The sequence below is a fragment of the Streptomyces sp. NPDC002463 genome (genome assembly GCF_042889835.1).
GTDB classification, from domain to species: Bacteria; Actinomycetota; Actinomycetes; order Streptomycetales; family Streptomycetaceae; genus Streptomyces; species Streptomyces nymphaeiformis.
In genome coordinates, this window is record NZ_JBIARL010000012.1 from 222,473 (window position 1) to 245,466 (window position 22,994).

Sequence of the window (22,994 nt, forward strand, 5' to 3'; positions counted from 1 at the left end):
AAGCGACAAGGACGATTCACGTGCCATGCGAACATGACAGCCGCGTGATCACGGTGGTCGCTCGCGACGCTCTCCACAAAGGACGTCCATGAGCAGCGAAGCCTCACTGTGCCTCGATCCGCAGACGGCCGTTCAGCAGATGCTCGATCTGGAGTATCCGGATCCGACGGCCGCTGGGCCTGCCTGGCAGACCTCCCAGGTGTCACCGCTGTTCCCTCCCTCCCTCTCGGACAGAGGGAACGCACAGCTCTTCGTACGACTCCATCGCAACCAGTTCCGCCATGTGGAGGGCCTCGGTTGGTTCTCCTGGGACGGCTACCGGTGGAGGCGCGGCGGAGGGGAGAAGGACGCGCTGTGGGCGGCCGGAGAGATGGCCGAGGAGATACCCTCCACGGACCCGCGAGGGATCCACAGCGACCACGAGCTCGCGCAGCACAAGCGGCGCAGCCTGTCGACGGCCGGGCTGAAGGCGCTCCTGTCGCAGGCCAAGGCCGCTCCCGACATGTCGGTGAGCCCCGACAGGCTGGACGCCGATCCGTACGCCCTGTGCACCCCCGCCGGCGTGGTCGACCTGCGCACCGGACGCCTCAGCCCGCCCGATCCCGCCCGTGACCTGCACTCCCGCGCCACCACCGTGAGCCCTCAGAGCACGGAGACGCCTCGATGGCACCGGTTCCTCGCCGATACCTTCGGGGACGACGACGAGGGCCGGGAGATGATCGACTTCCTGCACCTGCTGCTCGGCTACTCGATCACGGGCGACGTGGGGGCCCAAGTGCTGCCCTTCCTCCACGGCGAGGGCAAGAACGGCAAGTCCGTCCTGCTCGACATCATGATCCAGATACTCGGTGACTACGCGGACGCCGCTCCACCGGGCTTCCTGATGGACCGCGGTGCGGTCTCGGAGCACTCCACGGAGCTGACCGAACTGCACGGGCGCCGCCTGATCGTGTGCAGCGAGCTGAAGCCGAACGACAAGTTCGACGAGGCGCGCGTGCGGCTCCTGACGGGTGGGGACAGGATCAAGGCGCGGCGCATGCGGCAGGACTACTTCTCGTTCACGCCGACCCACCACCTGTGGCTGCTGGGCAACCACCACCCCGAGGTCTCCACGGGCGGTTTCGCGTTCTGGCGGCGCATTCGCCTGCTGCCCTTCACCCGCACCGTTGCGGCGCACCGCAGGATCGACAACCTCGCCTTCGAACTGGTCCGCGACGAAGGCCCGGGGATCCTGCACTGGCTCGTCGAGGGTGCGCAGCGCTATCTGCGCACCAGGGACCCGCTGGAGGGCCCGGCCAGGGTCCGGATCGCCACCACGGCCTACGCCGCCACGGAGGACCACATCGGCCGCTTCCTGGCCGAACGCTGCACGCGTGACGGCGACCGCGGCAAGGACCTGCGGGCGGAACAAGGGCTGCTCTACACGGAGTACAGCTCCTGGTGCCACACCGGGGAAGGGATTCGGCCCGAGACCGCGCGGGCCTTCGCCAACCGTGTCCGCCAGGAAGTGGGGGTGGCCTCCCCCACCGACATGGTCAAGTCGAACGGCCGGAAGTACTACCCGGGCATCGCGTTGCTGGAGGTGCCGTGACGACCGTCGTACCTCTGCTCTTCCCATGACGTGGGCCTGCACCGCCGTTGTCGCGCCCTCTACGATGGCCGGCAGACGCCGCAGGCGGTGTCCCCGGCAGAACGACCTCCCGCCCAGCGGCAGGCGGGCCGAAGCACGGACGGATACCCCGCCGATTCCCACGGCTGGGACGGGGCCGACGAAGGAGAGACTGCAGCCATGAGTTCGCTGTTGACCGAGAGCGACCTCATCCACGAGGCCGAGGTGGTGTGGCTGGAGGACCTCGACGGACTCGACTACGTCCGTCAGGCCCTGGACAAGACGAAGCGACGCAACACCAAGCCTCCCTACGCGCGCGACGGACGCATGGTGGGATACGCCCTCCTGGACGACGGCGCCTCGCCGGACCCGGACAGCGGCCTCTACAAACGCCGGGTGTTCTTCCTTCTGCCGCACGACCGTGACAGCCTCCCCGACGGCCTCTACCGCGAGGGTGCTCCGGGGGAGGCCGTCGACCCCCTCACCATCGCCCCGAAGCAGCCGGGAGCGAAGACGCCCAGGTCTCAGAACGGCTCCACGGCCGTCGCGGCATCGACCCCCTGAAGGGCAAAGCGCGCGGGGGTCACCTTCGCTCCACCCTCGTACGTGACCCCCGGCCGTTCTCCTACGCTGCCGCGTCCTGCGGGACGGCGGTCTCCAGGACGAAGCGGCGGACCGCCTCAGCAAACACCTCGGGTTCCTCCACGTGCCCCAGGTGGCCGCTGTTCTCCAGGATCAGCAGGCGTGCGTCGGGGATCAGCTCGTCCAGTTCGCGTCCCCAGCGCACACCGCAGATGACGTCGTGCCGGCCCACGATCACCAGGGCCGGTACCGCCAGCGTCTTGAGAGCGGCGCGGTCGTCGACGAGGTCGGGTACGAGTCCCTCGTCCAGGCCCGAGATGTACGTGGCGCGGATCGCGTCCCTGAGCGGGGCGTACCGCTCCTCGTTGCCCCAGTAGTCCGCGAAGTACGACGGCAGCACGCCCTTGGCCACCGCCTCCGTCTGCTCGTCGCTGGAGATGCGCGACATCTCCCCGAACGCGGCCAGCACATCGGGCAGCCCCGGGTGGCCCGCATGCTTCTCCGCGAAGCGTTCCACCCTGCGTCCCGCCTCCTCGCCGTGCTCCGGGCCGGTGACGGGAGCGCCCTCGTACAGCACGACTCCCGCCACCTGCTCGGAGCGGTTCAGAGCGTGGTGGGCGGCGACGAAAGCGCCATGCGAGTGCCCCAGCAGATGCACCTTCGGGACGCCGAGCCGGTTGATGAGCGCTTCCAGGAAGTGGCTGTAGCGATCGCGCGTGTACCCGTGCGGGTGCGAGGGCAGGCGGTTGTCCTCCGAGGTGCCGATGGGCTCGACGTACACCATGGTGAGGTGCTCTTCGAGAGCCGGCATGCGCATGTACTCCCAGAAGATCCCGGGACCGCCGGAGTGGGCCACGCACACCGGGCCCTTGCCGTGGACGTGATAGCGCAGGGCAAGGCCGGCCAGTAGGAACGTGTGTGTGCCCGGAGAGGGGGGGTCGGTGTGCGCGATCGACGAATTCATCGGAACCTCCGCGTGGTGTGTGGATCTCTGACACCGACACGATGCTGGGCAGGCCAGAAGGTTCACGTTCCCCAATGTGACGTGACTCACGCGCACCCCTTCGCGGCGAGGTCTCACACTGCGGAGGAAAAGGGTGAGCCAGTCCGGTCGCTGTCCCACCGAGCCGAGTCAGCTCTGCTTGCTTGTTGGCGCCGAGCTCGATCGGCACGTCGACGAGGGAGCCGCACTCGGTCCAGGAGCCGTCGCAGTTCTTGACGTCCGGGACCTCGAGCAGCCCGTACAGGACGAGCATGCGGCGGTACGCGATGGTGTCCTCCGCCAAGTCGACCTGCTCGTCCTCGCAGAAGGCCTGACCTCGTCGTCCGCCTCGGCGACGAGGTCACGGGAGGGGCGGCCGTGTTCATTCGGGGAACGCGTGTCCGGCCTCCCGTGGTTCACCACACAACCAGAAACATGTGCAGGATTCATTTTCATCACCGTCTTGACGGGTGACGAGTGGCGATGCATGCTGGCAGCAGTCGCCCAAAGCGACAAACAGGACGCGATCCACGGTCGACGAAGTGGAGCATGGTCATGAACGATGAAGTCGCCAAGGACACCTTTACCGCCGCTCGGCACGAGCGCTTCGGAAAGCTCCCCGGACGGATCCCGTTCGAGGACATGACCACCGAGGTGGATGTCGATCCCGGCGGCAGGGGCGCCGCCGGCTACAACCCCGAGAACTCGTGGAGCTTCTACTCGTGCGTGGCCCTCGACCTGGGTCTGTAGATCCTTCGTGGACCATGGCAGGCCGTGCCTGCGTCGGGGAGACGAGAGGCCACTCCGCTGCGTGACCCCCGTGGGGCTCCACGGCGCCGAGGACGTCCTGGCGGACGCTTACCGCCACGGTGGCTGCGTGGGAACCGGCAGGACTACGGGACGGAACCGGCGGAGGGCGTCGCCGCCTTCTTCCGGCCCGGGTACGAAGCGACCCTCGTTCAGGAGTGGCCGCCCCGCCAGGGAAGGCATCGAGGCAAACTCCGGTAAGGCGCGTCAGTCGCCGACGTCGGGTGCGGCTACGGCCACTCCCCCGCCCTCATGGCCAAGGCGTTCCCGCGGCCCCCGCTTCCACGGCTTCGACTTCCACGGGCCCTCCGCCAAGGTGGGTCCCGGGAGCTGGCGGCTCGCTGTCGAGGGCTGGCCCATCGCCTCTACGACGTGCGGCGCCAGGCACCCGGCCGGACGCTGTCAGCCTTTCAGAGCGAAGAAGTGCATCGGCGAGTTCGGCCGGAATCCGATGCGCGGGTACACGGGCGCACCGGCGACGGTGGCGTGCAGGGTGGCACGGGTCAGGCCGGTGGCGCGGGCCCCTTCGTACAGCGCCTTCCGCGTCACGGCCTCGCCGTATCCGCGGCGCTCCCACTCCGGGTCCGTGGCGACGAGTACGACGAAGAGCCGGCCGTCCGCTTCCACCGTCGCCGCGCAGGTCACGGGCACTCCGTCGCGCAGGCCCAGGTAGGCGTGCACCTGGTCCTTCCAGAGGGTGGAGCCGGCGAGGCCGTCCCGGCCTTCCTCCAGGGAGAAGCCGTACGCACGGGAGTTGAGGTCGGCGTACGCCGTCAGGTGTTCGTCGGTCGACACGCGTACGAACGTCAGGTCCGGATGGGCGGGCTCCGGCAGGGGCAGCAGATCCCCTGCCATGCCCGTGCCGGGGAAGGCGTGCACCAGGCCCGCACGCTCGGCCGCCGCTTCCAGGCCGGCGCGCGCGTCGTCCTCGATCAGGTCCTCGAAGACCCACAGGAAGCCCGGTTGCTTCTTCGAGCGCATGATGTCGGCCGCTTCGCGCAGGCGCTGCTCCAGGAGAGCGTCGTCCGCGCCGACATCGGTCAGGGTGACGCAGTTCCAGAAGGCGAACCGGCAGTCGGCCCAGCGAACGGCGATGCCCGGGAGGTCACGGACGTCCGCGGCACCGTCCCGGTCGAGCACCATGGCCCGCCAGACCACGGCCAGTTGCTCCATCGATTCGACCGAGTCACCGAGAACTGTCAACGGAATCCCTCACTTTGTCGAGGTGTGTGGTTTGTTCGACGAGTGAACCACCTTTTCCCGATGTGTCCCAGGGGACGTGGGCACCGCGGCGCGGGTGTCGGGCGCGCGGCCACTGTTCGCCACGGACGTGGTGACCAACCCGGTGGACTCCGTCTGCGGCTTCGCCCCGCCCGGAGGCATCCATGAGGTGCGCAGCTCCGGGGCTACACCGCGCTCACCCTCGCGGTACTGCTCGGGATCTCCGCCGCCCACCTGCCCGGAACCAGGGCGGTCACCACCGCGCAGACAGCCCGGACGGCCGTCGTCCTCCGCAAGCGCTGCGACGGCCAGGACGACGCGAGCGACAAGCGCCCTCCGGCCCTCCCCCTCTTCGTGGCCGGATTCCTGGCGATGACCCTGCCGCGCGGTACGGGACTGCTCGGCGCCACGGTGCTCGAGCGGGCCGGCGCGGTAGAGCACCTCGTACTGGCCGCGACTCTCATTCCTGGACGGCAACAAGCGTCACCACCTGAGGGAACCCGTTGCGGGGACGCTCCATGGCGCTGGTGTCCGGGTGCCGGGCTCAGTCACTTGACTGCACAGGACTCCCGGATCTCCTTGCCCCGGCCGCACCAAGAGCCAGAACGGGCACGTGGGGAGGGTGGTACCGAGGCGCCCGTTTTTGAGTCATTCGACGGTTACGCGGGAGCCTCTCCTGCCACGAATCTGGACTCGCGAGCCGAACACGACGGCAGCACCTCGCCGTCCCGTGACCCACCGCCGGTCCGGCATTGCGCACCTGCCGAAATCACCCCGTCCGAGAGGGACCAAGCATGCCGTTCATCACCGTCGGCCAGGAGAACACCACCGACATCGAGCTGTACTACGAGGACCACGGGACCGGACAGCCGGTCGTCCTCATTCACGGCTTCCCTCTCGACGGGCACTCGTGGGAGAAGCAGTCGGCCGCGCTGCTGGCTGCCGGCTATCGCGTCATCACCTACGACCGCCGCGGCTTCGGCCAGTCGAGCCAGCCCACGGTCGGCTACGACTACGACACCTTCGCCGCGGACCTCGACCGCCTGCTGGAGACCCTGGACCTGAACGAGGCCGTCCTCGTCGGCTTCTCCATGGGCAGCGGGGAGGTCGCACGCTACCTGGGCACGTACGGCTCCTCGCGCATCGCCAAGGCCGCCTTCCTCGGCTCGCTGGAGCCGATGCTGCTCAAGACCGACGACAACCCGCAGGGCGCGGCGACCGCGGAGTTCTTCCAGGGCGTCTCCGACGCGGTGAAGGCCGACCGGTTCGCGTACTACACCGACTTCTACCAGGACTTCTACAACCTGGACGAGAACCTGGGCTCGCGCATCAGCGAGGCGGCCGTCCACAACAGCTGGAACGTGGCCGCGGGCGGCGGTGCGCACGCGGCGACCGCCGCGCCGCTGACCTGGGGCACCGACTTCCGCGAGGACATCCCCAAGATCGACGTGCCGTCGCTCATCCTGCACGGCACGCGCGACCGCATCCTGCCGGTCGAGTCCACGGCCCGCCTGTTCCACCAGGCCCTTCCCTCCGCCGAGTACGTGGAGATCGAGGGCGCACCTCACGGGCTGCTGTGGACCCACGCGGACGAGGTCAACGAGGCGCTGCTGGAGTTCCTGGCCAAGTAGTGCCCCGGCGTCGTGCCCCTCCCCGCGGGCGGGGGCACAGGCCCTCATCTCCGGCGCAGGGGCGGTGTCGGCCGACTGCCGCGACCTCCGCCTCCAGTTGCGCGCTTGTCCGACAGCGCATCGGGCACCGGTGTCTCGTCCCGGATCCCGGGTTCCTGCCGTCCTCAGGCATGGTCGTTGGTCTGTTGTGCGGGGATCTGTCGGACACCGGCGGACGGGCCGACCGCGATCAGATCTCGCAGCCGACGGGCGACGATCGCGCCGGCCGTGGTGCGTACCGGCTGCGGCAGCGGCTTGGATAGCAACACGTGCCGGATCTCCTGAGCGGTGAAGCCGCTCTCCAGCATCCCGGTGACCACCATGCCCTGGTCCCGCAGCGAGTCGGCATGCGTGATCGTCCACTCCGGCGCCTCGGCGACCGCCCTCAGCACCTCCACGCCCGGTATCGCGCACACCGGCTGTACGACCCGCTTGGAGCGGGGCCTGGCGCTCCTGTCGCTGCTGCCGTACTCCGTCGAGGCACCCCGCGTAGCGGGCGCTTGCTCCTGGTCCTCGATGACGCCGCTGCCCGCGTCCGTCTCCCCGTCCGGGGTTGTCACCTGTGCGTCCCCTACCTCCGCGTAGGGATGAACGGAAGGCACGGTGGGTTCTCGACAGGGCTATAGACCTTGGGTGTCACCGGTGACGCCACCCCCTCGGCAGGAGCAGCGCCGCTCTTCTTCCGGCACCCCCCTTGGGCGTGATCCCGACCTTGCGCTTCTCCTCCACGCGCTGCGCAACGACGGCAGCTGCGACCTCGGCCGCCGAGTACCCCGGAGGCAGCGCAAGCACCGACCGGACTGAGGGCCCGAGTGTGGCCGCCGGATTACGTACCGGCATCACCACAGAAACCAGGGGGCACAGCGGTGCTCCTTGCCCAGATTGGAGTCCTCATGGACGTTCTCGTCGCCGGCCAAGGCTTTGTGGGGCTGCCGCTCGCTGTGCGCGCCGCCAAGGTGAGCCACCGCTTGGTTACTACGTGGACCTGGACGGCATCCAGTGGCTCACCTCCAGTCGCCCGTACCTGGAGGACGCGGCCTCCTTGCGGCTCCGTCCGGCAGGAACGCCAGCGCCGCTTCCCCAGCACGAAACCCCCGCCCCGGAGCGGATCCGGACCAGCAAGCGCTACGTCGTCTCAGATCACCGGCGGCCTGCCCAACCTGGTCATCCTCCACACGGTCCGCCACCGCATCGGACGCCGCGGCGGACACGGCACGCGCACTCCTTCGAAGAATCCTGCCCACCACTCCTTGAGCCCGGCCAGCGGTGGACGTTGCACCAGGGTGTACGCGGCCCATGTCACGAGGTAGACGGGCACCAGGACGGCGGGCAGGTGGCGCTTGGCCAGCCAGACGCGGTTGCGGCCGGTGTTGCGGTAGTAGACGGCGTGGCGGGACGCTGCGGTGCGCGGGTGCCGCAGGACGATGTCGGCCCGGTAGTCGATCTCCCATCCGGCGTCCAGCGCGCGCCACGCGAAGTCGGTCTCTTCGTGCGCGTAGAAGAACTGCGCCGGGAAGTCACCGACCTGGTCGATCACGCTCATGCGGATGGCGTGTGCGCCGCCCGGGAACGTGGTGACCGGGCCGGACAGATGCGGATCAGCACCGCCGAGGCGCGGGACGTGCCTTCGCTGGCTGGTCCCCTCCTCGTCCACGATCCGGAAGCTCACGATTCCCAGGCGCGGATTCTCTTCGAACGCTTCCCGGACGAGGCAGAGGGTGTCGGTGCGGGGCAGCACCCCGTCGTCGTCCAGGACCACGACCACGTCCACGTCACCGTGTTCGCGGAGCGCCTGCACGCCGACGTTCCGGCCGCCGGGGATGCCGAGGTTCTCCGGCAGTTCAACGGCCGAGACGTCTTCCGGGAGCCGGGGAAGTTTCACGCCCTGGCCCAGCACGACGACCGTCGCGGGTTCGCCTTCCTGCTTCGCCACCGAGTCAAGGAGCGTCAGGAGTTCCTGGGGTCGGTCGCCCATCGTCAGCACCACCACGCCCACGTTCATGGCGTCCACTCCCTGTTCACTTGTTCTCGGGCCGCAGCAGCTCGGCCGCTTTCTGTTCCAGGCTTCTGGCGCCGGCCACACCGCGCTTGCGGTACCCGGCCGCCCTTGAACAGATGGTCTTGATCTCCTGTCTGTTGCGGTCGGAGACGACGCCGTCCATGAAGTCCAGGGACCGGTTCCACAGACCCACGGCCTCCTCGTGGCGATGCTGGGCGGCAACCGACTTCCCCAGGTTGACCATGGTCAGGCCGTGCACTCGCTGATAGGTGTCCGGCGTGCGGTCCGCCAACGCGGCGCGGTAGTGCCGCTCGGCCGCCACGTAGTCCTTCATCGCGGTCAACGTCTTGCCCGTGTGCGAGGCGACCGTAGCCGTCACGGGCCCGGAGGCGGCGGCGAACGACAGCACCGGTTCCCGCACGTCCATGACCGCGTCCTCGGCCGCCAGCAGCGCCCGCGCCGCCTTCCCGCTCTCCTTGCTGGTCCCGTACGCCCTGGCGCAGGTCACCAGCAGCAACGCCTCGGTCCGCCGGTCGACCTTCCCCGAGGCCCGGCGCAGGGCCTCCTCCGCCAGCTCCACGCACGCGTCGGGATGACCGAGGTCGAGCGCCTGGTGGGTCATGGCCCGCATCATCCAGGCCGCGTGACCGTTCGGATCGGCCTCGCAGGCGAACTGATAGCCGAGCAGGTAGTACTGCTGCGCGACGCCCTCGCGGCCGAGGTCGTGGTGCTTCCAGCCGACCAGCGTCGCCAACTGTGCGGCAGCTCCGAACGCCTGCCGGCGCACGGCGTCGGACGGAAAGCGTGCCGCGAGCATGGGGGTGACGGTGTCGGTCAGGTACGCGGTGACCGCGGTCAGCCCGTGGCCACCGCCCAGCTTCTCGTCCGAGCTTCTGAACGTCTCGGTGAGCATCCGGACCGTCGCGACCTCCTCGGCGCCGACGCCTCCGCCGGTCTCAGCGGCCTTGAGCGTGGCGGCGACAGCTTCGTGGTCGTAGCCGAGAGGAAGAGCGACAGCAGCGGCGGCGAAAGCGGAGTTCAGGAAATCCCTGCGTCGAAGCATCACGAATCTCCCGAGGTCGGCAGCGGTGGCCAACGGATCGGCGCCCAGGGCCTCCCCGCTGGCTGCGCAGCCTAGACCGATCTCGGCAACCGTCACCTTCCGCTTCATCCTTCGGGTGAGAGCCTCGGCAATGAAGAACGGCGTCTGTCCGGATGGTGTACCGCCGGCGACCCAATACGCGATCGCCGACGGCCCGGTGCTCAACTTCACCCCGGCCTCGGCCGCCGCGGTGCGGATCTCCCTGGCCGGCGCGTAGTACGTCACCCCGGCCTCGTCGATGACTTCCGCCAATCGGCCGTTCGGTGTGCGACTCACCGCCACTTCCTGCTCCTTGAAAGCGATCTTGAACGGATTGAACGAGTTCGCGACAGGTCAACGGTACTCACTTTCCGTGCAGGAGAGTTCACTGTTCACACGCCCCCGGAGGTGAAAGGACCCTCCGGGCGCCTCCCCATAAGCAGCAGGCCGCGCCGCGTCCCGAACCCCGCGACCCCCTGCTGCCCCGTACGAGAGGAGCGACCCCGTGACGACCTCCGGACTGCCCCGTAGGCCCCCCGGCGCGAGCGGCCGGACGTGCACGCCGACAGAGCCCCAGCCGAGTGCGCCGAGCCGAGCCCTGCGTCTGCGGGCGGCCGACGGCTGGGAGAGATTCATGCGCCGCGTCGAGGCCCGGCCGGAGGCGAGGACGTGAACCCGGTTGATCCGGACGGGTACGAACAACACCCGCTCCTGGACGAGAACGTCCGCGACATCGCCTCGGGTGGTGAGGGCGTCCTCGTCGCCGTCACGCACGAGCTCCACAGCCACGGCACCGTGCGGCTCGCACACATTCGGCCCAGGGGCGGGATCGAGTGGACGACGGCCGCAGACAACATCCAGCTCATCCCCTGACCTATCAGGCCCCCCGCATGGCTGATGCCGTCCACCCCTTCGGCATTCGGCCTCCCACGGAAGTGGAGGAAGAGGTCATGGAACAGCCGCACCCCATCCCCCTCGGCGCAACGATCGCGTTCAGCGGTCCGGACAACGTCGGCAAGACCAAGCAGATCGGGATTCTCGCCCGCCGGCTCGGACCGCAGGCCCAGCACGGCGGGCCCCTGGACGACTTCGACCCGCGCTGGGCCCGCATCAAGAACGACGGCACGGGCGTCTGGTGGTTCGAGACGGGCCCGATCGAAGAAGTCGCCGACGTTCTCGCCAGCTCGTACATCACCAGGGCGAAGCAGAAGGTCACGGCACAGGTCCGGCTCCTGGACCGGGGCATCCCGATGCTGGAAGCCTCGCTCGCGGCCACGGTCGGGGTGCGCGAGCACCTCGACGTGGACCACGCGGCCGACCGGGTCCGCGAACTGTTATCGCCCTTTCAGAACGACCTCGCCGTCTTCGAGGCTGCCGAGGAGGGGGTCCTGCTCATCCACGACCCGGACCCCGTGATCGGCGCGCAGCGCAGTCTCTCGCACGAGAAGAGCGTCACCCCCACGTACGTCGACTACCAGGGCCACCTCCACGCCCACATCAACCGCCTGGTCGACGAGGGCCGCTTCCGCGTGAAGATCGCCGTCGGGGACCGTCCGGTTGTCGCGGTCCAGGACGCGATCCGCCGGAGCCTCCACCGCGTCCACCCGGTTCTGCCCGCGCGGGCGCTGCCAGGGGTTCAAGTCATCGCGCTGGGTGGTCTGTCCGAAAGCGGGAAGAGCACGGCCGGCGAGTACCTGCGTCTGCGGCACGGATTCGGACGGCTCAAGATCGGTCACCTCCTCGCCGATTCCGCACTGCACGCGGGCATCGACGACCCCTACGAACTCGCCCCGGTCGTTCAAGCCGAGCTGATCGTGGACGGCCTCGACTGCTACTGCGCGGCACATCACTTCCTCGACCGGGTCAGCATCGAGTCCCTGCACGACTCCGAATCCACGGCCGAGCTGCGGCGGATGCTGGGTGATCAGCTGCGCGTCCTCTACATGGACGCTGCCCAGCACATCCGACACCAACGCGGAACCAGCGGGCCGACGGACGTGATCGAGCGCGACAAGGTGAAGGAAGAGCGCGGGGCCGCGCGAATCGCCGATCCGGCCGACGACACCGTCAACAACGACGGGACCCGTCTGGCGCTCGAACGCCGCCTCGACCGGATTGCGCTCTCGCAGCGCTGGCCGCTTCGCCACCCCGTCACCGCGCCGGTCGACTCCCTCGGTCTGCCCGTCCGACTGGAGGCGTACCCGTCGTCGCTGCTCGACCGTGTCGCCCAGGAACCCGGCCTGATCGACTTGCTTGTGGTCACCGGTAGCGGCGCCCGCGGCAAGTATCAGCACGGCTGGAGCGACCTCGATGTGTTCGTGGTCGCCGAGCACCGGAACCTGCCCGCCTTCCGGAAGATCCTCGCGGGCCTGGAGGAGGATCTCGGCGGGGTGAAGCTGGGGCTGACGGTCCTCAGCCAGGACGAGTGCCGAACCGGTGCCGTCACCTCGCGGCTCCTGCACGTCCTCGCGCTCATCGGCTCCGGGTCTCTGACCCCCCTGTGGTGCAGCCCCGATCTCGACCTCCCCGCGCCTGATGTCACGCACGACGTGGACGCGAGCGTGGAGGCCGGGGTCCAGGCGGCCATGGAGATCCGGCGTCAGATCCTTCGGGGCGCGCCCGATCTCCGCTCGCTGTTCAAGGTAACCGCGCTCCTCGCGAAGATCATGCTGCGCTTCGAGGGCGCGGAGTGCCCCTCGGACGACGATGCCTTGGCTCTCTTCCTCCAGCGCGAGCCGGGCGACCAGGGCGAGGTTCGCCGCGGGGCACGCACCCAGCCGGCCAAGGCCGAGGCGCTCGCCCACATGATCCTGCGGCACTGGCTGAGCACCTTCTCCTCTCCCCCTGCCGACGCATGAGCGCGCCGGGCAACGTGTTCCGGAAGGAGCTCCGGCCGGGTGCGGTCGTTGCGGAGGCGCGCGGGTGGGAGGCGGTCTCTTCCCACCTGCGCGTTCCGCGTCTCCTCAGCGTCGATGAGGCCGCGCACGGGGTGGTGTACGAGGACGTCTTCGCGGCCGGCCGGTGCTCGCTGCTGCTCGGCGACGTCATCGGCATGGCGGACCTCGATCCGACGGAAACCGGCCGTGTAACCACCATGATCGACGCGGTCTGCGACGATCTTCGAGCCGCCGGCGACGCTACGGGCTGCTGGAGCACGCTCGCCACCTGTGTCCCGGCGCTCTACCCGGAGCGACTCCGGCCCGGCGGGCGGATCGGAAGCTGGTATCTCCGCAACCCTCCGATGATCTCCCTCGGAAAGAACCGCACCCTCTCCGTGCGCGACCTGGTCACGTACGAGTTCGTCGTCAACGGCGTGCCCGTGCGGCTGGATCTTCCGGTCATCGTGAAGGACGCACGGGAACTCCTCTGCGGGGACGGTCGGTGGATCACGGCTGTCACGCAAGGAGATCCGACGGAGCCGAACATCGCCGAGCCCATGTGCTGGCTGGACTTCGAGTACGCCGGGCGCAACACGTTGGTCGGGGAGATCGCCAACCTGCTGTGGTATCTCCTCGCCATGGGCGGCTGGCTCGTCCCCGTCTTCCAGCCCGCCGTCTACGCCCGTACGCTCCGGCTCGCCCTGCCACCTATTGTCGCTCCCCGCATCGAGCAGTACGACCTCTCAACGACCGACCGGCGACTGGAGATCACCTACGCCTGGAACGTCGGGCACGGTCGCCGCGCCGCTCTGCACCGCCTCATCGAGCGCATCCACATCGATCTCGCCGCTGCCGCCGGCATCGAGCCTGACAACTTCCTGCGTCAGATCCGTGGCTTCCTCACGGCCCGTATCCTCGGCGTCTTCGACCCCACCACGCTCTCCGGCAACGCCCTGCTCCTCGTCCTGGCCAAACTCGCCGAGTCCCAGTCCCGCGCGGTCACGCTCGACCAGTTCGCCCGTACCTCGATCACCAGCGAAAGGGGCCGACGATGACCCTGTCCGTCCTTGAACTCCCCATCCTGGCCCAGCCCCTCCAGGGCCGGGTGGCCCTCGTGACCGGCGGCGCGACCGGCATCGGGGCCGCCATCAGCCGCGCCTTGGGAGCGGCCGGCGCCTCCGTAGCGGTCAACCACCTCGCCCAGCTCCACGACGCGTGCAGCGTGATCAGCGACGTTCGCCGCGAGGGCCGCTCGGCCATCGAGATCAACTCGGACCTGACGGACCCGAACGCCGTCACCCGGATGGAGGACCAGGTGCGCGCCGAGCTCGGCGGCATCGACATCCTCGTGAACAACGCCGGGGCCTATCCTCGGGTCGAATGGCAGGAGACCGGCGAAGCCCAGTGGGCGCAGGCCCTGGAGGTCAACCTGACGATCCACTACCGCGTCAGCCAGGCCGTCACACGTGGCATGATCCGCAACCAGTGGGGCCGCATCATCAACATCGGCAGCGTCAACGCCCGTGTCGGGCGCCGCGGCCTCACCGCCTACAGCGCCGCCAAGGCCGGACTGCTCGGCTTCACACGCTCCCCAGCCCGCGAACTCGGCCCCGACGGCATCTGCGTGAACACCGTGCTCCCCGGAGCCATCCAGGTCGACAACCAGGACGTCTCCAACGACCGGTACAGCACCGCTCCTAGCGACCAGGTCCGCCGCCAGTGCGTGCCCCGCCGAGGTCGCCCCGAGGACGTCGCCGCCGCGGTGGCGTTCCTCGCCGCGCCCTCCGCATCGTTCATCACCGGCCAGTCGTTGCACGTCGACGGTGGCTGGCACCTCCACTGATCCGACACGTACAGGAAGAAGCACCGCCGTGACCGAACGCGTCCGCGCCATCCTCACCACCCCGTCCCGCACCCTCCTGCTGATCAAGCGCGTCAAGCCGGACGTCCCCGTCTACTGGGTCGTCCCGGGCGGCAAGGTCGAGACGTCCGACGCCACTCTCGAAGACGCCCTGCGCCGCGAGATCAGGGAGGAGATCGCCGGCGAGGTCGAGCACCTGCGGCTGCTGCACGTCCTGGAGGACGGTGAGGACCGCCAGCACTTCTACCTCGCCCCGATCAGCACGTGGTCGTTCGAGGACCGCACCGGCCCCGAATTCAGCCAGGAAGGCCGCGGCGAGTACCTGCTCGAAGAGATCCCCCTGACCCCCGAGGCCCTGCGGGAGATCAACCTCAAGCCGGACGCGATCACCGAGGTGATCATCAACGCCCTGCACAGCGGCATGATCCCGGCGGGGGTCTGACCCAGCACTCCGACGCCCCGCTCACGCCACGCCCAGCGTCTGAGCGGGGCGTCGTCATGACCTGCCCGCCTCGTGTCAGAAGATGCCGGCTCTCACGTACGCCACTCGCATCACAGCAGGTCAGAGGGTTTGAGACCGCCTCATCACACCCTCGGGTGATCAACGCTCCGAACGGTTCCCCGTGCGCGCTCACCCCCGTACGCTCACGCGCTCCACCACAACTCGACACGAGGAGCTGATGCGTTGTCCAGCGACACAGACACCGACAAACCCGTCGAGGAGCTGAGGTTCCAGTCCTCCACGGTGGCCGTCTTCCAGAGGCACTCGGTGACCACCTGGTCCATGGCCCGGCGCCTTCCCCAGCTCGTACGCCGGGCCCTTCACCTCGCATGGCGCGTGAATCCCCGTTCCGTGATCGTCCTGCTCACCTGCCAAGCTCTCTCGGCCGCCCTGGAGGCGTTCGCGCTCGTCGCCACCACGAGCACCATCACCGCACTGATCGCCTCCGGGCACATCCAGGACCGCCTCGTCGAGGCATTACCCGCGGTCAGCGTCCTCGCCGGCGCGGCCGGTGCACGCGCTCTGCTCGCCATCGTGATCGTCAATGTCTCCACCCGCCTCTCCCCTCGTATCTCGCGCGAGGCCGAGCTGGAGATGCTCGACGCGGCCGTCCACGCCGAACTCGCCGCCTACGACCACCCCGGTTTCAACGACAAGTGGGAAAACGCCGACCGGGGCGCCGACGTCGCACGGGATCTGATCACCGAATCCCAGCAGTTCATGGCCTGCCTCGCGTCGATCATCGCGGCGGCCGGCGTCGTCACCGTCCTGCACCCCGTGCTGCTGCCGCTCCTCGTCCTGGCTGTGCTCCCTCAGGGAATCGCCAGCATGAAGGGCGCGCGCATCCACTACGAGTCCTCACGCGCCATGGCCGCCGAGCGGCGCACCCTCAGCCACCTGCGGTGGTTCATCGTGGACAAGGACACCGCCGACCAGGTCCGTTCCGGCACCATGGCCGACTTCCTCCTCGGCCGCTACCGCGCCATCGGATCCCGTGTCGACGCCGTCACCGACAAGGCCGTCAATCAAGGCGCCCGCTACGCGCTCATCGGCGCCGTCACCGGCGGCATCGCGTCCGCCGCTGTGTGGATCGCCCTCGGCATGCTGCTCGCCACCGGCCACATGTCCGTCGCGTCTGCCGGAACCGCCGTCTTCGCGATGCGCACCGTCGGCTCCTCCCTGCGCGGCATGGTCGGCTACGGCACGCAGCTCTTCCGCACCGGCCTCTACTTCGACGACTGGGTGGAGTTCATCGAAGAGGCGGGCGGCCACCGCCTCAACCGGGGCACCGTGATTCCCGGATCGCCGAGCGTCGTCAAGGCCGACAGCCTCACGTACTACTACCCCGGAGCGGACCGGCCCGCGTTGGACAAGGTCACCCTGGAAGTCCGCCGCGGTGAAGTCCTGGCCCTGGTCGGCGAGAACGGCTCCGGCAAGACGACCCTCTCCAAGCTCCTGTCCGGTCTGTACCTGCCCACCGACGGCACCGTCACCTGGGACGACCACCACACGACCGACCTCGATCCCCACGCCCTGTGGGAGAACACCGCCGTCGTGCCCCAGTCGTTCGCCCGCTGGCCCCTCACGGCCCGCGAGAACATCACCCTGGGCCAGCCCCACGGAGGCGAGGACAACGTCCGCGCGGCCGCCGAGAAGGCCGGCGCCCATGAAGTCGTCGACGACCTCCGCAGCGGCCTGGACACGCTTCTGGCCCGCGAGTGGTTCGGCGGGGTCCAACTGTCGGGCGGTCAGTGGCAGCGCATCGCCATCGCCCGCGCCTTCCACCGCCCCGCCGGCCTCCTGGTCATGGACGAACCCACCAGCGCCCTCGACGCCCGCGCCGAGCACCGCATCTTCTCCGGCCTTCGCGAAGTCGCTCAGGACCGTGCCGTCGTCCTGGTCACGCACCGGCTCGCGAACGTCGCCGTCGCGGACCGCATTGTCGTTCTCGACCACGGCCGCGTCATTCAGGACGGCACCTTCGGCGAGCTGGTGAAGGCGCCGGGTCTCTTCAAGGAACTGTGGGACTTGCAGAACGACCGGGGCGTCCCTGCCCAACGCAACAACTCCGAGGAGACCGCCATGTGATCGAGAAGAGCACGCCATGACGGATCGACTCACACCCTCTCAGGGTGTCTATCTGATCCCCCGCCGGGAGATGGGGATGATGCTTCGCGACGTGGGCGGAACGCACTGCCGGCCCGGGTGCGGGACGGTGCTTGACGGGAAGCCGCGCTCTGGCAAGACCGCACTGGAGACCGCACGAGCGCGTAGCTACCTGCATAGCTGCCCGTGCCGCCTGGTCTCCTTCTACGCAGTCAGCCAGAAACAGGACATCGGCAGGGGCGCAGGCGCCCACCGGTGCCCCTTGCCCTTCAGGCGCTGCGGTTGACGAGCCGTTCGTAGATCTCTTCGGCCTGGGGTTCGGGGCTGACGTCGAGCCGTCGGTTGATGGTGAGGATGGTCTCGTACGCGGTGCAGACTCCGTTGTGGTTTCCGACCTGGTCCTCGATGAGCATCCAGTCCCGGTAGAGAGGCTCGGCGCTCGGAGGGAGCTTGCAGATGCCGCGTACTACAGCGACCAGGGGCGGCCCGTCGAGACGGCTGACACCCTCGTGCCTGCTGCCCTGTGCGGGATCGGCTATGAGCCTCCCCTCAGTCGATGATGGGAGGCTGTGATCCACTCGGGAGGGGTGCGAATGGCGGATGATCTCCAGTTCAGCTGGGAACTGGGCGGCTCGGGGTGGGCCACGTACCGTATCGCCGACGGAGCTTCGGAGCAGAAGGGCATCGTCGGCTACTGCACGGACGCCTTGGCCGATCTGCTGTATGCCGTGGCGGGTCTCTATGGGGACTCACCTGTCCAGCGCGTCTCGTTCGATCTCGAACCCGCCGAACTGAGGTGGCGACTCCGGCGCCGGGGAGCAGACGTGGCCATCGCCATCTACCGGTTCCCGGACATGTCGACGAGCTGGGACTCGCCCGACGATGCGGGCACTCTTTCCTGGAGCTCAACGCAGCCCCGCAGTGTGCTGGGCCACGTGGTGTTGGAAGCCGCCGAGACAGTGCAGCGGGTTCACGGCGAGGCGGGGTATCGGGAGAAGTGGGTGCTGCATCCGTTCCCTGTCGCCGCTCTGCAAGACCTTCGGCGGCTGCACCGGCGAGGCGCCGACTGCCGGCACGGGCAGTGCCGGGACAGTCCTGAGGACTGACATCGGCCAGCGGCATGGACGAGGACAAAGGTGACGTAGGGAGTGCACCTTGAGCGGCTCGACGAGCGGCTGTCCGATGAGGAACTGAACGACGGCGGTCGATCACGACTGGGGCCGGCTCCTCAGCAGCCGGTCCGTGTGACTCACGGCTTCCCCATGCGTTCGGTCCGAGCGGGTGTTCACGGCAGGGTCTGCTCTTGGGTGGCGATCCGCCGCTCGTCAGGCGCCGACGTGTTCCACCAGACAGACGTATGCCGGTGGTATCGCGGCGTCGAGACGGCTGTAGTCGAGGATCGCCGGGTAAGTCAGACGTGTCCCAGGGTAGGAGGGCGTGCACTCCTGGGGGGAGTCATAGAACACAACCGACTCGCCATCCAGATGCACAGCTTGTCCGTCGACGGCACCTACGAGAGTGGCGCCGCACTGATAGCCAGGGGCATTCAAGAGAAGCGCGCCATCGCGGTCGGTTCCCGTTCCTTCGCCAGTCCAAGCGATACAGAACGCCGTCCCGGGATCGCCGCCGGTTTCCGGCTGGGAAACGAGGCGGACAACCCGGGTGGAAGGGCGCTCGCCACACAGGGTGTTGATATCGGTGACGTACCACGGCGCACCGTCTGTGCAGATGTCTTCCTTGGATTCACAGCTCGACTCGCCGTCGGGAACTTGTAGGTGACGGGTAGGCATGTGGCCGAGGTCTTGGCAGTCGGCAGAGTGCTGGTTGACGACGGCATCGAAGCCGGGGCCGACCGGTCGCCGCTGCGCATCGTCGTGGGCGACGCCGGGGCGACCGGGTGTTGCCCGCGGATCGCGTAGGTAACTCCCAGAGCCACGGCGAATGCCATCACGCCGGCGGTGGCGAGGAGTCCGGCGCGGCGTCGGAGGGGACGTCGTCGGGCAAGCGTCCATGCGGGGTCGTCCTGAGTGGGTATGTCCCAGTGGGCGGCCACGAGGTCCCCGATGACGGTGGGCGTGTCAGCGTTCGGGGACAGGACGCTGGTGGTCTGGGCGGCGAGCAGAGCGGTGCATTTCTCCGCCAGAATGGCGGGTGTGGGCCGGTCGCCAGGTTCTTTGGCCAATGATGACGTCACCACCGCGAGCAAGTCATCAGGCACGCCGGCGATATCGGGTTCGCCGGACATCACGCGGAAAGCCACCACGTCCGGGGCTCCCGTGCCGAAGGGCAGACGTCCTGTCGCGGCGTACGCGATCAGAGCTCCCCAGGCGAATACATCGCCGGCGGCGCCGGCTGTGCCGGTTCGGTAGCACTCGGGACCGATCCAGCCGGCGGTGCCTGTCATCACACCCGTGTGGGTCACAGAGGTGCCGTCCAGAGCGTGGGCGATACCGAAATCGAGCACCCGTGGGCCGGATGGCGCCAGGATCACGTTGGCCGGTTTGATGTCACGGTGAACCACCCCTGCCTCGTGGATGGCCGCCAGTGCCGCCGCGGTGCCCGCCGCCAGGGTGTACAACTGGGCCCCGGTCAGCGGACCGTCCGCAGCGACGCGCTGACCAAGCGTGGGCCCGGGGACGTACTCGGTGGCCAGCCAGGGGTGGCTGGCATCGGTGTCGGCGTCGAGCACCTCCACCAGACAAGGACCGGAGACCCGCCGAGACAGCGCGACTTCCCGCTTGAACCGCGCACGGAACTCGCCGTCGTCGGCCTGTGCCGGATGAATGAGCTTGAGCGCGACTCGGCGCCCCGCGGAGTCCAGAGCAGCATGGACAGTTCCCATTCCGCCGGCACCCAGACGGCCGAGTATCCGGTAGGGGCCAACGCGGCCGGGATCGCCAGGACGGGCAGGCTGGACACGCGTGGGCAACGAACCTCCAAAGGCTAAAGCGAGGACGAGCCAGCACCGTAACGTCCTGGCCGACGTTCCGGACGCCTCGCGTGTTTTCGCAGCCCAACTGTTGTGCGTTCCGGCAGGCCGAAGTTCCGCAGACCCGGTCGCGGCCCGCCGGAGCTGCCGCCGGGAAGCAACGGTTCGACTCAGCCCCGCAGGTGCGGCCACCCGTCCCTGTTGGAGTAGCTCTCGAAGCAGCACACTGGGTCGATCGATCCCATTCCTCGCCGGTGGCCAGTTCGTACGCCTTGTCCGGTACATACAGCAGGTCGCTGCTGCCCCAGGTCCGCCGCACCTACGCGCCTCGATGGCCGCGGCCCTCGGGTATCACGCCGCCGACCCCGACCGCGGTCCACGGTTGTGCTTCCACCTCAAGCCCGGCAGCTACGGCACCACCGCTCTCATCGAGGTCCTCAAACAGCTCATGGTGTTCTACCGCGGGGAACGGGTCGTGGTGGTCCGGACGGACTGTCCGCCCACTGGAGCCGGGCCATGCGCGCCTGGGCCGCCTAGCAGGACTGGCTCACCCTGGAGCGATTACCCGCCTATGCACCCGAGCTCAACCCGGTGGAGCTGCTGTGGTCCTCGCTCAAGAAACGTGAACTTGCCAACCTCGCCGGCGACCATCTCGCCGACGTCGCCGAACAGGGCATCCACCGCATCGACCAGAACGACCAGATCACCTGGTCCTTCCTCACCCACACCGGCCTGACCATCCACCCACCACACTCACAGAACTTACGAAAAGATCAGCAGTCTGGGAGGACGCGCAGCGGATCAACGGGATGGACCCCGACTTCCACCGCCGTGACCTCTTCGATGCCATCGAATCCGGGGCGTACCCACAGTGGGAGCTCGGCATCCAGGTCTTCCCGTCGGCATCACAGCCGACGACCCGGGTACCGCTCTGGATGAGGACTGTACGGCCGTCGTAGAGACCGTTGCCGCAGCGCCGGCCGAGCACCGGGCCTGGGACAGGTTCCCGCCGGCTGTCTGAGGGACCAGGCGGGAACAACGAGAACGGGTCCCCGTGACCTCTGCGGTGAGCCCGTTCCCGCCCGCCGCCCCCTTTTCCCGGCGGGTTACGGCCTCCTCATCCGTGGTCCGAAGATCGCCGGAACGCTGCATGAGGTCGCCCACCCTGGGCAGCCGCCGTATGACGTCCAAGTAGGGGCCTTACGGGCGCCACGATCCCCGGAGGTACGTGATGTCCGGTACGGCTCTCAGCTTGGGCACTCTCACCGGTGGCCTGGTCGCCCTGCCGAATGTCTACCGCCCGCAGGCGGACACCCACCTGCTCGCCGAGGCACTTGCCCGCGAGGAGCTGGGGCCCCGCACCAGCGTCCTCGAAATCGGCACCGGAACCGGCGCGCTCGCTCTGCACGCCGCTCGCAGAGGTGCCGCGGTCACGGCGGTCGACGTCTCCTGGCAGGCCGTCGCATCAGCGCGTGTGAACGCCCTGCTCCATCGGCTTCCCCTGCGCGTCCTGCACGGAGACTTCAGGGCCCGTACCGTCGGCCTGCGATTCGACCTCATCGTGGCCAACCCGCCGTACGTACCCGCTCCGGGCGTGACATTGCCTTCGCGGGGGCCGCAGCGCGCTTGGGACGCCGGCCAGGACGGGCGCCTCGTGATCAACCGGATCTGTGCGACCGCTTCCACTCTGCTACGCCCCGGCGGCGCTCTGCTGATGGTGCATTCCGGCATGTGCGGGGCAGAGGAGACCGTGGACCGGCTGGCCGGGGCAGGACTGTCCGCGCAGGTCACAGCGAAGGCATCCGTGCCCTGGGGCCCGGTCCTGCGCTCGCGGCGGATCTGGCTGGAGCGGCAGGGCTTGGCGAGCGAGGCTGAGGAATGGGAAGAGTTGGTGGTCATCCGTGCCCAGCACCTCTGACGAGAGTCCGTGCCCGGCCGACGGAGTGAAGCCCGCCCGCCGCGTGTCCGTGGACCCACAGGAGCCCGTCCTGATCGAGGGCCCGGTCGAAATCGTCCTGGGCGACGGGACGACCACCCGCTCCGACCGGTTCGTTGTTGCCGTCTGCAGGTCGAAGCTGATCATCGCCGTGCCGGCGCTGCGGCCAAGCCGTTGTTTCCGGCCGCGGTGATCGTCCGGTTCTTCAGGTGGCCGGGGTCGCCGTCGCCGAGAACATAGAACTGGTTCTCCGCTACAGAGAACCGGTAGGGACCTTTCGCTTTCGTCCGCTCCAGGGAAAGCTCGACAGTCGGGAACCCCTCGTGGACCGGTTGCCCCCGGACCACGACCTCGAGCCGGCAGCCACGAGGGCTGTCGGCTCGACGCGCATCAGCCCCGGACGACCGGGCCCGCGTACGAGCTGGATCCTCCCGTACCCCTACTGTGGCAACCGGCGTTGGGAAGAGCATGGACCACGGCAATGCCACGCCGGTCACCGGAACCTACCCCGACGAGCCCCGCCTCGCTCTGCTCACCGCCGCCGAGGCCCGCGAGACGATCGGGCACCTGACGCTCCTGGAGCGCCTCGATCCCGGCGGGCGCGGCCAGGCGGCCGGGCAGCTCGCCGCCGAGGTCGCACAGAGTCTTCGAAGTCCCTTCGCCGGCGATCGGCCAGGTGGCTGTGTTCACGAGAACGAGGTTCTGGCACAACTTCTGTGGTGTCGGGCAGAATCTCGATGTCCGAGGCCGGAGCGCGCCGGGAATCAGCAGTTCAGCGGCTTGACCTGAGGCAGACACCAACCCGGGTGGTGTGGCTCCACATAAGTTGT

20 protein-coding genes and 3 pseudogenes are annotated in these 22,994 nt (G+C 68.7%); 15 read left to right on the forward strand and 8 right to left on the reverse strand.

The window, feature by feature from the left end:
- The first annotated feature begins 88 nt into the window (after nucleotides 1-88).
- Nucleotides 89-1,591: a phage/plasmid primase, P4 family gene (locus tag ACFYX3_RS24835; protein WP_389017236.1), complete on the forward strand. Its 1,503-nt coding sequence runs from the start codon at nucleotides 89-91 to the stop codon at nucleotides 1,589-1,591.
- 198 nt (nucleotides 1,592-1,789) lie between these two features.
- Nucleotides 1,790-2,173: a DUF6009 family protein gene (locus ACFYX3_RS24840; protein ID WP_389017239.1), complete on the forward strand. Its 384-nt coding sequence runs from the start codon at nucleotides 1,790-1,792 to the stop codon at nucleotides 2,171-2,173.
- Between the two features lie 61 nt (nucleotides 2,174-2,234).
- On the opposite strand, the gene ACFYX3_RS24845 is transcribed toward ACFYX3_RS24840, so the two are convergent.
- Together ACFYX3_RS24845 and ACFYX3_RS24850 are read right to left on the reverse strand one after the other, a co-directional pair.
- Nucleotides 2,235-3,155 carry an alpha/beta fold hydrolase gene (locus ACFYX3_RS24845; protein WP_389017242.1) on the reverse strand — a complete coding sequence of 307 codons (921 nt, stop codon included), beginning with the start codon at nucleotides 3,153-3,155 and terminating at the stop codon, nucleotides 2,235-2,237.
- A gap of 181 nt (nucleotides 3,156-3,336) precedes the next feature.
- A pseudogene (locus ACFYX3_RS24850) lies at nucleotides 3,337-3,495 on the reverse strand (sulfurtransferase); the annotation flags it as partial.
- 233 nt (nucleotides 3,496-3,728) lie between these two features.
- On the opposite strand from ACFYX3_RS24850, the gene ACFYX3_RS24855 reads away from it, so the two are divergent.
- Nucleotides 3,729-3,923, forward strand: coding sequence for a hypothetical protein (locus ACFYX3_RS24855; protein ID WP_389017245.1), 195 nt, complete (start codon nucleotides 3,729-3,731; stop codon nucleotides 3,921-3,923).
- A 459-nt stretch (nucleotides 3,924-4,382) separates the two neighbouring features.
- Here the strand turns inward: ACFYX3_RS24855 and ACFYX3_RS24860 are convergent, their stop codons facing one another.
- Nucleotides 4,383-5,153: a GNAT family N-acetyltransferase gene (locus ACFYX3_RS24860; protein ID WP_389017248.1), complete on the reverse strand. Its 771-nt coding sequence runs from the start codon at nucleotides 5,151-5,153 to the stop codon at nucleotides 4,383-4,385.
- Between the two features lie 842 nt (nucleotides 5,154-5,995).
- Here ACFYX3_RS24860 and ACFYX3_RS24865 point away from each other — a divergent pair.
- The gene (locus ACFYX3_RS24865; RefSeq protein WP_389017251.1) at nucleotides 5,996-6,832 is read left to right on the forward strand and encodes an alpha/beta fold hydrolase; all 837 of its coding nucleotides are present in this window, start codon (nucleotides 5,996-5,998) and stop codon (nucleotides 6,830-6,832) included.
- A 164-nt stretch (nucleotides 6,833-6,996) separates the two neighbouring features.
- Here ACFYX3_RS24865 and ACFYX3_RS24870 read toward each other — a convergent pair whose 3' ends face one another.
- The 3 genes from ACFYX3_RS24870 to ACFYX3_RS24880 form a co-directional block, all read right to left on the reverse strand.
- Complete coding sequence (locus tag ACFYX3_RS24870) at nucleotides 6,997-7,431, reverse strand: hypothetical protein (RefSeq protein WP_389017254.1); 435 nt, start codon at nucleotides 7,429-7,431, stop codon at nucleotides 6,997-6,999.
- A gap of 575 nt (nucleotides 7,432-8,006) precedes the next feature.
- Entirely contained in the window at nucleotides 8,007-8,873 is an 867-nt protein-coding gene (locus ACFYX3_RS24875; RefSeq protein WP_389017257.1) for a glycosyltransferase family 2 protein, read from the reverse strand.
- A 16-nt stretch (nucleotides 8,874-8,889) separates the two neighbouring features.
- Nucleotides 8,890-10,254 (reverse strand): tetratricopeptide repeat protein, encoded by a 1,365-nt coding sequence (locus ACFYX3_RS24880; RefSeq protein WP_389017260.1) that lies wholly within the window; start codon nucleotides 10,252-10,254, stop codon nucleotides 8,890-8,892.
- Nucleotides 10,255-10,620: 366 nt separating this feature from the next.
- Here ACFYX3_RS24880 and ACFYX3_RS24885 point away from each other — a divergent pair, with 366 nt between their 5' ends.
- The 6 genes from ACFYX3_RS24885 (at nucleotide 10,621) to ACFYX3_RS24910 (ending at nucleotide 17,281) form a co-directional block, all read left to right on the forward strand.
- Nucleotides 10,621-10,824, forward strand: coding sequence for a hypothetical protein (locus ACFYX3_RS24885; RefSeq protein WP_389017263.1), 204 nt, complete (start codon nucleotides 10,621-10,623; stop codon nucleotides 10,822-10,824).
- Nucleotides 10,825-10,901: 77 nt separating this feature from the next.
- A complete protein-coding gene (locus ACFYX3_RS24890) occupies nucleotides 10,902-12,809 on the forward strand; it encodes a nucleotidyltransferase domain-containing protein (RefSeq protein ID WP_389017266.1) in 1,908 nt (635 codons plus the stop codon).
- Nucleotides 12,806-13,885, forward strand: a complete 1,080-nt coding sequence (locus ACFYX3_RS24895; RefSeq protein ID WP_389017269.1) for a hypothetical protein — start codon at nucleotides 12,806-12,808, stop codon at nucleotides 13,883-13,885. The genes ACFYX3_RS24890 and ACFYX3_RS24895 overlap by 4 nt, the downstream gene beginning before the upstream one ends.
- The gene (locus tag ACFYX3_RS24900) at nucleotides 13,882-14,673 is read left to right on the forward strand and encodes an SDR family NAD(P)-dependent oxidoreductase (protein WP_389017272.1); all 792 of its coding nucleotides are present in this window, start codon (nucleotides 13,882-13,884) and stop codon (nucleotides 14,671-14,673) included. Before ACFYX3_RS24895 ends, ACFYX3_RS24900 begins: the two co-directional genes overlap by 4 nt.
- Before the next feature lie 28 nt (nucleotides 14,674-14,701).
- Entirely contained in the window at nucleotides 14,702-15,133 is a 432-nt protein-coding gene (locus tag ACFYX3_RS24905; RefSeq protein WP_389017275.1) for an NUDIX domain-containing protein, read from the forward strand.
- Between the two features lie 243 nt (nucleotides 15,134-15,376).
- Nucleotides 15,377-17,281: an ABC transporter ATP-binding protein gene (locus ACFYX3_RS24910; RefSeq protein WP_389017277.1), complete on the forward strand. Its 1,905-nt coding sequence runs from the start codon at nucleotides 15,377-15,379 to the stop codon at nucleotides 17,279-17,281.
- Between the two features lie 287 nt (nucleotides 17,282-17,568).
- Here ACFYX3_RS24910 and ACFYX3_RS24915 read toward each other — a convergent pair whose 3' ends face one another.
- Nucleotides 17,569-17,712, reverse strand: coding sequence for a hypothetical protein (locus ACFYX3_RS24915; protein ID WP_389017279.1), 144 nt, complete (start codon nucleotides 17,710-17,712; stop codon nucleotides 17,569-17,571).
- A 51-nt stretch (nucleotides 17,713-17,763) separates the two neighbouring features.
- Here ACFYX3_RS24915 and ACFYX3_RS24920 point away from each other — a divergent pair.
- Nucleotides 17,764-17,859 (forward strand): annotated as a pseudogene (locus tag ACFYX3_RS24920) (GntR family transcriptional regulator); the annotation flags it as partial.
- A 33-nt stretch (nucleotides 17,860-17,892) separates the two neighbouring features.
- Nucleotides 17,893-18,405, forward strand: a complete 513-nt coding sequence (locus ACFYX3_RS24925) for a hypothetical protein (protein WP_389017282.1) — start codon at nucleotides 17,893-17,895, stop codon at nucleotides 18,403-18,405.
- Between the two features lie 440 nt (nucleotides 18,406-18,845).
- On the opposite strand, the gene ACFYX3_RS24930 is transcribed toward ACFYX3_RS24925, so the two are convergent.
- Entirely contained in the window at nucleotides 18,846-20,228 is a 1,383-nt protein-coding gene (locus ACFYX3_RS24930) for a serine/threonine-protein kinase (RefSeq protein WP_389017285.1), read from the reverse strand.
- Between the two features lie 758 nt (nucleotides 20,229-20,986).
- On the opposite strand from ACFYX3_RS24930, the pseudogene ACFYX3_RS24935 reads away from it, so the two are divergent.
- The 3 genes and pseudogenes from ACFYX3_RS24935 to ACFYX3_RS24945 form a co-directional block, all read left to right on the forward strand.
- Nucleotides 20,987-21,181: pseudogene (locus ACFYX3_RS24935) on the forward strand (catalase); the annotation flags it as partial.
- A gap of 278 nt (nucleotides 21,182-21,459) precedes the next feature.
- A complete protein-coding gene (locus ACFYX3_RS24940) occupies nucleotides 21,460-22,146 on the forward strand; it encodes a HemK2/MTQ2 family protein methyltransferase (protein ID WP_389017288.1) in 687 nt (228 codons plus the stop codon).
- Between the two features lie 486 nt (nucleotides 22,147-22,632).
- Nucleotides 22,633-22,953, forward strand: a complete 321-nt coding sequence (locus ACFYX3_RS24945) for a hypothetical protein (RefSeq protein WP_389017291.1) — start codon at nucleotides 22,633-22,635, stop codon at nucleotides 22,951-22,953.
- Nucleotides 22,954-22,994: the final 41 nt, after the last annotated feature.